Raw genomic sequence first — 9007 nt, 5'->3', positions numbered from 1 at the left:
GCCGCGAGTTCCTCCCACCGCGGCACCAGCGAGGCCGGACTCGGCATGGTCCGCCGCAGCTCGTCCCGTACCCCCTCCGCAGCCGTCCTCAGCTCCGCGCCCTCCAGCAGCCGGCGGCACTCCTCGGCCCCCAGCTCGTCCGGGGCCACCGCGAACCCCGCACCGCTGCCCACCAGCAGTTCGGTGTTGGCCTTCTGATAGGCGCCGTCCGGAATCACACACTGCGGCACGCCGAGCGTCAGTGCGGTCAACAGCGTCCCCGACCCGGCGTGATGGATAATTCCCGCACAGGTCTCCAGAAGCGGCGCGAGCGGCACCCACTCCACCGTCCGCACGTTCTTCGGCAGCTCGCCCAACAGCTCCACGTCACCGCCGCCCAGCGTGAGTACGAACTCCGCGTCCACCCGGCCCGCCGCCGCGATCAGCGGCGCCAGGACGGTGATCCCGCCCCACTGCGCGCCGATCGAGCCGAGCGTGACCGCGATCCTCGGCCGCCCGGCCGGCCGCGCCAGCCAGTCCGGGAGCACGCCCCCGCCGTTGTACGGGACGTACCGCATCGTCCACTCGTGCTCGGGCCGCTCCCCACCGGGCAGCAGCGGGGCGAGGCGTTGCGGAACCGTGTTGATCCGTACGGTCCTGCGCGGTGTCCCCGTGATGCCGTGGCGTGCGTAATCGCCCTTCATCGCCTCCCGCAGCAGCCCGGCCAACCTCGGATCGCTGTCCGCGGGGCCGAGCGGCAGCTCGACACAGGGGATGTCGAGCGCGCTGGCGGCGAGCGCCCCCGCCCCCTGCGCGGCCGAGTGCACGATCAGGTCCGGGCGGTAGGAGCGGGCCACCTCCAGGACACCGTCGACCTCGACACCCGACACCCGGCCGAACAACTCGGCGAGGAACTCCACACCGGCGTCCTGCACATGCATCGGATCCTCGGTGCCGTCCGGCACCCAGACCTTCTCGTAGTTCAACCCGGGCGTGACGTCGACGGCGTGCAGCCCCGCCTCCGTGACGGCCTCCAGCGCCTCGCCCGCGGCGTAACGGACCTCGTGCCCGGCCGCCCGCAGCGCGTGCGCCACCGGAATTGTCGGAAAGATGTGACTCAGCACGGGAGATGTGACGAACAGTGCGCGCATGGTTCCCCTGTCGACGAAGTGCGCCACCGGCCTCCGGGCGGCCGGGGCGCAGGCTCCGGGCGAGCGTGACAGGGCGATCTCGTGTCCGGACCGACAACCGGTGGACCCCCTGCGCGCCCACCGGCGCGGCGGCTCCAGCGGTCTGCGGAGGGAACTCAGGGACACCCCCCCATCGTGGACGGCATGGTGGACTACTGGAACCTCCCGGCCGAACTGCCCCTGGACCCCCGACCGTGCGCTGCGCGGTCCCTGACGGGCCCACGGTCCAGGCCATGAACCACGCCGAGGTCGAGACCCTCTGGAGGGAGCTGACCGAAGCACCCTCCTACCGGACCGCGGCGGCTGGGCCCGGCTCCGACGAGGTGATCGTCGACCTCGCGCGCACATCGGACTCGCCGCACTCCGCTTCGCCGAACAGGTCCCGGGCGCCCGCGTCCTGGCCTTCGAGCCCGCCCCCGAAGACCTACGGCTGCCTGGAGGCCAACCTCGCCGAGCACCTCCCCGGCACCACCGCGTTCAACATGGCCCTCGGCGCCGCCGAGCTCATCTTCCACCCCTGCATCCCCTCCTCCTCCACCCTCTTCGAGGACGAGGACGACAACGTCCGCAACATCGAGGTCAACCTCGACGCCGACCAGCAGACCCGGCAGGTCGTCTGGCAGATGTTCGACGTCCGCCAGAGCCTGGACGTCGAGGTCAGCACGGTCAGCCGGATCATCCGGGAGCAGGGCGTCGAACGGATCGGGCTCCTCAAGGTCGATGTCGAACGCGGGGAGACGGAGGTGCTCAAGGGCATCGACGACGAACACTGGCCGACGGCCCGCCGCGTCCTGCTGGAGGTCCACGACATCGACGGCCGCCTCGACGAGACCGTCGCCCTGCCGGCACGGCAGGGACTCACCTCCGACGTCTCCCAGTTCGGCGTCTACGCCGGCGGCAGCGTCCACCTTGTCCTGGCCACCCGCGACTGAACGGACCGACCCCACGTGACCATCCTGATCACCGGAGCCACCGGAAGCGTCGGCCGCCATGTGGTCGACCTGCTCCTGGCGGCCGGCGCGCCGGTACGGGCCCTGACCCGCACCCCGGCCGCGGCCGGCCTTCCCGCCGCCGTCGAGGTGTTCGAAGGAGACCTGCTGCGCCCCGACAGCCTGGCCCCCGCCCTGGCCGGTACGGAGCGTCTCTACCTGTTCCCCGAGCCGGCCACCGCCCACGCCGTCGCCGAGCTCGCACGGGAGGCCGGCGTCCGGCGGATCGTGGTGCTGTCCTCCGACGCCGTCACCGAGGGCAGAGACCCCGGCCACCACCGCCCGGTCGAGGAGGCGGTGGAGCGCACCGGCATCGCCTGGACTCATGTCAGGCCGGGCGAGTTCGCCGCCAACAAGCTCAGTCTGTGGCAGCGTTCCATCCGCGAGGAAGGCACCGTCCGCGCCGCCTACCCGGACGCCGTCGGCGCCCCTGTCCACGAGGCCGACGTCGCCGCCGTCGCGGCTGCGGCGCTGCTGGAGGACGGCCACGCCGGAGCGATCCACGGCGTCTCCGGACCCTTGACCCTCTCCCTGCGCGACCAGGTCGCCGCCCTCGCGGCCGGCCTCGGCCGTGACCTCCGCTTCGAGGAGGTCAGCCACGCGGAGGCCCGTACCGACATGATCCGTCAGGGCCTGCCCGACTCCGTCGCCGACTACATCCTCGCCTTCCAGGCACAGTGGGTGGACCGGCCCGCCACGGTGCACGACACCGTCCAGCGGCTCACCGGCCGGCCCGCCCGCGATCTCGCCCGGTGGGCCGCCGACCACCGGACGGACTTCCTGTGACCCCCGACCCCGGCGCCGAGGTCCGCTGATGCGCGTTCTGTTCACCACCCTGGCCGCCTCGACCCATCTGCACGCCCAGGTCCCGGTGGCCTGGGCCCTGCGCGCCGCCGGCCACGAGGTCTGTGTGGCCAGCCAGCCCGACCTGGTCGACGACATCGTCCGCACCGGCCTTACCGCCGTACCGGTCGGACAGGCGCTCGACCCCGGCCGGTGGGCGGACGTCTCCCCGCTGACCGAGGAGGACCTGTCGGTCGAGGGGAACATCTGGAACGCGCAGGGCGGGATCGCCTGGGAGCTGTTCGACCTGTGCGAACTGCGGCCCGAGAAGCTGACGTACAGTTACATGCACTGCGTGCTCACCGCCTGGACCTCCCACAGCTTCCAGCAGACGTCCTCGCCGCGGACCGTCGACGACCTCGTCGCCTTCGCCCGGCAGTGGCAGCCCGACCTCGTGATCTGGGACCCGACCACCTTCGCCGGGGCGGTCGCGGCGATGGTGACGGGCGCGGCCCACGCCCGGCTGATGTTCGGCTTCGACGTGCTCGGCCGGATGCGCCAGAGCTACCTCGCTGCGCTGCGGGACCGTCCGCCGGAGCACCGCGAGGACCCGTTCGAGGAGTGGTTGGGGCCCCTGCTCGGCCGCTACGGAAGGGAGTTCGCCGAGGAAGCGGTGGTCGGACAGTGGACGATCGACCCCGTGCCGTCCGCGCTGCGCCTGGACGTCGACCACCCGTACCTGCCCGTGCGGTACGTCCCGTACAACGGTCACTCGACCATACCCGCCTGGCTGCGCACCCCCGCCCGCAGGCGCCGGGTCTGCCTCACCCTCGGCCGGTCCTTCAGGGAACTCCTCGGAGGCGACCGGGCGTCCGTCGCCGAGCTGCTCGACGCGGTGGCGGAACTCGACGTCGAGGTCGTGGCCACCCTCAACGCCACCCAGCTCGCCGAACTGCCCCGGCTGCCGGACAACGTCCGCGCCGTGGACTTCGTACCCCTGGACGCACTGCTGCCCAGCTGCTCGGCGATCATCCACCACAGCGGCTCCGGCACCACCCAGACCGCGCTGGCCCACGGCGTACCTCAGGTCGTCGTCCCCGCGCTGATGCTCGACAACCTGCTCAAGGCCCGGCGGGTCGAGGAGGCCGGAGCGGGGCTCCATGTGCGCGACGGGCAGGCGCCGACCGCCGAAGTGCTGCGGGACATGCTCGTACGGGTCCTGGAGGAACCCTCCTTCGCCACCCGGGCCCAAGAGCTGCGCCGTGAAATGCTGGGCACCCCTTCACCCCGCGAGATCGTGCCGGCCCTGGAACGCCTGACGGCGGCCCACCGCCGCTGACCCGCCGACAGTGACCGGGGCCGGTTCGCCGAACCGGCCCCCGCCGCGGTCAGGACGCCGTCGCCGCCACGCGGCTGTGATGGCGGGCGGTCAGCCGCTCCAGGACCTGCACCACCTCGTTGGGGTGCGGGGCCGTACGTACCTCCTCCCGCAGCTGCTCGGCCCGGCGCGTGAACTCCGGCTCCTTGAGCAGCCGCAGCAGACCGGCGCGCAGACTCTCCGCCGAGACCCCGCCGGCCGGCAGATACAGCCCGGCGCCCAGCTCCTCGATCCTCCGCGACCGGTACACCGCGTCCCACACCCGGCCGAGCGAGATCTGCGGAACGCCCCGGGCCGTCGCCGTCGCCCAGGTGCCCGCGCCGGCGTGGTGCACGATCGCCGCGCAGGTCGGAAGCAGCGCGTCCAGCGGCACGTGGTCCACCACGCGGACGTTCTCCGGCGTCGAGGTGATCAGCTCCCGCTCGGCCGGGTCCAGCGTTGCCACCACCTCGATGTCCAGACCGCCGACCGCCTCGAAGACGTCGTCGGCCAGGACGGCGTTGGGCGCGCCGGTGTCACGGGCCGTCATGCCCGCCGTCACACACACCCGCGGCCGGGACGGCTCGGAGCGCAGCCAGCGGGGCACGACCGTCGGGACCTGCCCGTTGTACGGGATGTACCGCATCGGGACCAGAGGCTGCCCGAGCGACAGCCGGACGCTCGGCGGCATCTGGTCGATCGACCACTGACCGCTGACGACCTCCTCGTCGAACGTGCAGCCGTGCCGGGCCAGCGTCCAGCTCAGCCATTCGCCGAGGGTGTCGTCGTGCTGACCGGCCCCTTGCGACGCCAGCTGCTCCAGGAACAGCCGTCGCGTACTGCCGAACATGTCGGGGAAGGACAGCAGTCGTCCGTGGGCCGCCCCGCTCGCCCGCGCGGCGATCGCCCCGGCGAAGGTGAAGGGCTCCCAGATGACCAGGTCGGGCCGCCAGGCGCGGGCGAAGTCGACCAGCTCGTCGACCATCGCGTCGTTGTTGATCCAGGAGTAGAAGAGCGACGTCATGACCGTGTCATGGCCCTTCAGGAACGAGAAGGGCAGCCGCTCATGCCGCTTCTCCAGGTAGTCCGGAACGTGGTGGAGCGCCATGATGTCACCGCCCACCGCGCCGAGCACGGTGTGCAGGGCCGGATCGGTACCGACGGGCACGGCCGTCAGGCCCGCCCCGACGATCGTGTCGGTCAGCGCCGGCTGGCTCGCCACGCGCACGTCGTGACCCGCCGTACGCAGGGCCCAGGCCAGCGGCACGGAACCGCTGAAGTGGCTGTCCTCCGCGAAGGACGTCATCAGTACACGCATCGGTGGTCTCCTCATCCGGCCGTGGTGGTGACGGGCAGCTGCAGCACGCCGCCGGTCACGGGGGAGCGCAGGCGCCGCAGTGCGGGGCCGGCCGGGCGGAGCGCGGGAAGCCGGGAGGCGACGGCTGCCACGGCGGCCTTCGCGACCGGTGTCGCGAAGGGCTCCAGGACACCGGAGTACAGATCGTCGACGAAGACCAGCGGCTGCGCCTGCCCGGTGCGGTGCAGGTCGAAGCGGTCGGGTACGGGGAAGGCCTCCGGGTCGCGCTGCGCCGCCTCCACCAGGACGGTCACTCCGCCGCCGGCCGTGATCACCGACCCGTCCACCTCCACGTCCTCGTAGGCGAAGAGCTGCTGCATCCGTACCGGCGGCGCGTACCGCACCGTTTCCCGCACGGCCGCGGACGCGAGGCCGGTGTCCTCGCGGACCGCCGCCCATGACTCGGAATGGTCCAGGAGCGAGGCGACCGTCTTCGCGGTGAGGTCGGCGGCCAGCTGCACACCGGCGACGGCCAGCAGCAACCGGGCCACGCCCAGGTCGTCCTCGGCGGGACCCGGCGTCCGGGCGCGGACCAGCTCCCGGAGTTCCCGCGCGGCGGTGATGAGTTCCCGAGCCGTCGTCATCCGCGGCGGGCAGAGCGTGGCGTCGAGCGTGGGTGCCACCTCGGCGCAAAGGCGGGTGAACCGCTCACGGTCGGCCGACGCCACATCCAGCAGACCGGCCAGCGCGTCCGCCGCGAGCGGATGCGCGAAGTCGGTCATCAGGTCGAACGCGCTCTCCAGACGGTCGAGTTGCTCGGCGGCCCGCTTCGCCACCTCCGTGGCGAAAGCGGGATCCGTGCTCCCCTCCGGCCGCCCACCGACGAGCGACGCGGTCACCCCGCGCAGCCGCCGGTACGCCGTGCGGTCCAGCGCCAGATGCAGGTCGTCCAGCGGCAGGACCTCGTGCAGCGCCGGCATCTGCCAGTCCTGCGACGCCTCGTCGCCCGCGTCCGTCTCCGACTTCGGGTAGCGCACTCCGAGCCGGGGATCGCGCAGCAGCGCGGCCGCGGTGGAGTACCGCCCCGTCACCCACGTCTCGGCCGTGCTCCACATCAGGGCGCCGTGTTTGCGCACCTGCCGGCCCAGCTCGTGCGGGTCGTCGCTCTCGGCCCGCAGGAGCAGGGCGTACGGGTCGTCCTTGATGCCGTAGATCCACTGCAGGCCGCGGTGCGCCATCAGCACGGGACCCAGCTCGCTGTCGGTCTTGGTGGAAATCATGGGACCGAAAGTAGGCCGGATCGCTCTATCTTCCCTCGACTCCCGCTGTGCTTCCCGTCGCCGGGGCCGAGGCGAGCAGACTGTGCAGACAGCTCACCAGACTGCGCGCCTGGACGTTCAGATAGTGGCTGTGCGGCAGCAGCTCCATCAGCTGGTGCACCGCGATCCAGCGGAAGTCGGGGTGGTCGACTCCCGTAGGGTCCGTCTCCACGATCATGTACCGGCTCAGCGCGTGGTAGAAACGGCCGCCCTCCTCCGACAGGACCGTGTCGTAGCGGATGTCACGGGCGTCCGCCCGGAGCACGGTGTCCAGGAACGGGGGCCGGGCCGCCGCGGGCAGCACCTCCACACTGTCCGGGATGCACTGCACGGTCGGCGCGAGCTCCGCCACGTCCAGGTAACCGGGCTCCACGCGCGCGTGGAGCAGCGCGTGCAGGACCCCGTCGATCCGGCCTACCAGGAGGGCGATCATCCCTTGGCCCTCGGGCCGGACCATCGGCTGCGTCCAGTGGGACACCTCCCGGCCGCCGGCGGTGACGTCGACCCCGATGACCGAGAAGAACCGCCCGCTCCCGTGCGTGATGGTCTCGGGCGTACGCCGCCATCCGTCAAGCGCGTCGAGCGCGATGCGGTCGGTGTGCACGTCGGCGCGGGTACGGGTGTCGGTGATCCAGTTCAGCAGCTCGCCCAGGGAGTGGCGGGCCCCCGACGCAGGCCGGCAGGAACGGACCAGGGCGCTGTGGAATCCCGTACCGTCCGCGCGCAGCACGGTGTCCACGCCGGGGCCGGCCAGCGGCAGACAGGAGAGCACCGACCGCAGATCCATGTTGACCCGGTCCTCCTCGGCGAGCATCGCGTACAGCTCGCCGAGGGTCAGCCAGGTGAACCCGTCGCGGAGTTCGACGTCCTCGACGGTCTCCACCACCATGTTGCGATTGCGCTTCCGGTAGAACCACGCGCCCTGCTCGGACTGGCGCACGTCCGCGATCACACGATGCTCCCGGTGATCGCGGAAGTACTCCAGATACGGCACCGCCCGGCCCTTGTGGACGCGGGTGTAGTTGGATCGGGTGGCCTGCACGGTGGGGGAGAGCTGGAGTCCGTTGCGGTTGCCCGGCTCCACCTTGGCCTGGACGAGGGCCCGCAGCACCCCGTCGGTCTCCTTGACGAGGAGCCCCAGGACGCCGATCTCCGGCTGGTTGATGATGGGCTGGGTCCACCGGGGCACCGGTCCGCCCGGGACCTCTGCCGACAGGCCTTCGATGGTGAAGAACCTGCCGCTGTGGTGGTGGATGTTCCCGGTGACCGGATCACGGGACCAGCCGTCGAGATCGTCCAGGGCGACACGGGACACCCTCGTGTAGGCGTACCGGCCGAACTCCGTGAACCACCGCTGGACGTCGTCCACCCGGTCACGCATGCCGCCGTCGGACGGGCCGTGCGCTATCGACTCGGCGAGCCGCAGTGGGGTGTCCGAGAGGTCGTGGCCCGCCCTCACGACCGCAGCGCCCGGTCGATCTCCAGGCACTTCTGGTAGTCGGGGAGGAGCCCGGCCGCCTGTGCCTCCGCCAGGGTCGGCGCCTGGGTGTCCCGCTCGGACATGATCGGGTCGATGCCCTCGGGGATCCGCAGCCCGAGCGCGGGGTCGAGCACCGACAGCGCCAGCTCGTCCTCCTTCACGTACTCGCCGGAGAGCATGTACGAGACGACGGTGTCGTCCTCCAAGGCGACGAAGGCGTGGGCGACGCCGACGGGGAAGTACATGGAACGGGCGCTCGCCGGGTCCAGGACCACCGCGTCCGACGTACCGAAGGTGGGCGAACCGACCCGTATGTCCAGGGCGATGTCGAGGACCCGCCCGCGACCGCAGTACACGTACTTGGCGATGCCCGGAGGGCACGCCGTGAAGTGCAGACCGCGGACCACACCGCGCCGGGAATTGCTGTGGTTCGTCTGGGCCACCGGGAAGAGTTTGTGCCCGGTCGCCTCGACGAAGGCACTCTCCTGGTACGGAGAGACGAAGTAGCCGCGCTCGTCCTCGAAGACACGGGGGGTGAACTCGAAGGCGCCGTCGACGGCGAGCTTGCGTGACTGCATCGTGAAGGTCATCTGTCCATCTCCCGTTGGGGGCT

8 protein-coding genes are annotated in these 9007 nt (G+C 71.7%); 3 read left to right on the top strand and 5 right to left on the bottom strand.

Annotated elements, in window-relative coordinates:
* On the bottom strand, positions 1-1130 hold a 1130-nt coding region (locus tag ACYVO6_RS47775), incomplete at its 3' end, for a nucleotide disphospho-sugar-binding domain-containing protein (RefSeq protein ID WP_461073014.1).
* A gap of 272 nt (positions 1131-1402) precedes the next feature.
* On the opposite strand from ACYVO6_RS47775, the gene ACYVO6_RS47770 reads away from it, so the two are divergent.
* From ACYVO6_RS47770 to ACYVO6_RS47760, 3 genes are read left to right on the top strand one after another with little or no spacing between them, the layout of a single operon-like run.
* Complete coding sequence (locus ACYVO6_RS47770; protein ID WP_461073013.1) at positions 1403-2101, top strand: FkbM family methyltransferase; 699 nt, start codon at positions 1403-1405, stop codon at positions 2099-2101.
* A gap of 15 nt (positions 2102-2116) precedes the next feature.
* Entirely contained in the window at positions 2117-2944 is an 828-nt protein-coding gene (locus tag ACYVO6_RS47765; protein ID WP_461073012.1) for an NAD(P)H-binding protein, read from the top strand.
* Positions 2945-2972: 28 nt separating this feature from the next.
* Positions 2973-4280, top strand: a complete 1308-nt coding sequence (locus ACYVO6_RS47760) for an activator-dependent family glycosyltransferase (RefSeq protein WP_461073011.1) — start codon at positions 2973-2975, stop codon at positions 4278-4280.
* Between the two features lie 49 nt (positions 4281-4329).
* On the opposite strand, the gene ACYVO6_RS47755 is transcribed toward ACYVO6_RS47760, so the two are convergent.
* The 4 genes from ACYVO6_RS47755 to ACYVO6_RS47740 form a co-directional block, all read right to left on the bottom strand.
* Positions 4330-5616 (bottom strand): activator-dependent family glycosyltransferase, encoded by a 1287-nt coding sequence (locus ACYVO6_RS47755; RefSeq protein WP_461073009.1) that lies wholly within the window; start codon positions 5614-5616, stop codon positions 4330-4332.
* Positions 5617-5627: 11 nt separating this feature from the next.
* Positions 5628-6875, bottom strand: a complete 1248-nt coding sequence (locus ACYVO6_RS47750; RefSeq protein ID WP_461073007.1) for a cytochrome P450 family protein — start codon at positions 6873-6875, stop codon at positions 5628-5630.
* 25 nt (positions 6876-6900) lie between these two features.
* Positions 6901-8295 carry an NDP-hexose 2,3-dehydratase family protein gene (locus tag ACYVO6_RS47745; protein ID WP_461073142.1) on the bottom strand — a complete coding sequence of 465 codons (1395 nt, stop codon included), beginning with the start codon at positions 8293-8295 and terminating at the stop codon, positions 6901-6903.
* 74 nt (positions 8296-8369) lie between these two features.
* On the bottom strand, positions 8370-8984 hold the full coding sequence (locus tag ACYVO6_RS47740; RefSeq protein ID WP_461073005.1) for a dTDP-4-dehydrorhamnose 3,5-epimerase family protein: 615 nt from the start codon (positions 8982-8984) through the stop codon (positions 8370-8372).
* Positions 8985-9007 lie beyond the last annotated feature (23 nt).

Source organism: Streptomyces pseudoechinosporeus (genome assembly GCF_054783935.1).
The sequence above is the reverse complement of the archived record's forward strand: the minus strand, read 5'-3'. Positions and strand labels throughout refer to the sequence as shown.

What these genes read in the sequence shown, in the direction of transcription:
- ACYVO6_RS47770 (WP_461073013.1), top strand. Translation starts at nt 1,403, where the DNA reads ATGAACCACGCCGAGGTCGAGACCCTCTGGAGGGAGCTGACCGAAGCA.
- ACYVO6_RS47760 (WP_461073011.1), top strand. Translation starts at nt 2,973, where the DNA reads ATGCGCGTTCTGTTCACCACCCTGGCCGCCTCGACCCATCTGCACGCC.
- ACYVO6_RS47755 (WP_461073009.1), bottom strand. Translation starts at nt 5,616, where the DNA reads ATGCGTGTACTGATGACGTCCTTCGCGGAGGACAGCCACTTCAGCGGT.
- ACYVO6_RS47750 (WP_461073007.1), bottom strand. Translation starts at nt 6,875, where the DNA reads ATGATTTCCACCAAGACCGACAGCGAGCTGGGTCCCGTGCTGATGGCG.
- ACYVO6_RS47745 (WP_461073142.1), bottom strand. Translation starts at nt 8,295, where the DNA reads ATGCGTGACCGGGTGGACGACGTCCAGCGGTGGTTCACGGAGTTCGGC.
- ACYVO6_RS47740 (WP_461073005.1), bottom strand. Translation starts at nt 8,984, where the DNA reads ATGACCTTCACGATGCAGTCACGCAAGCTCGCCGTCGACGGCGCCTTC.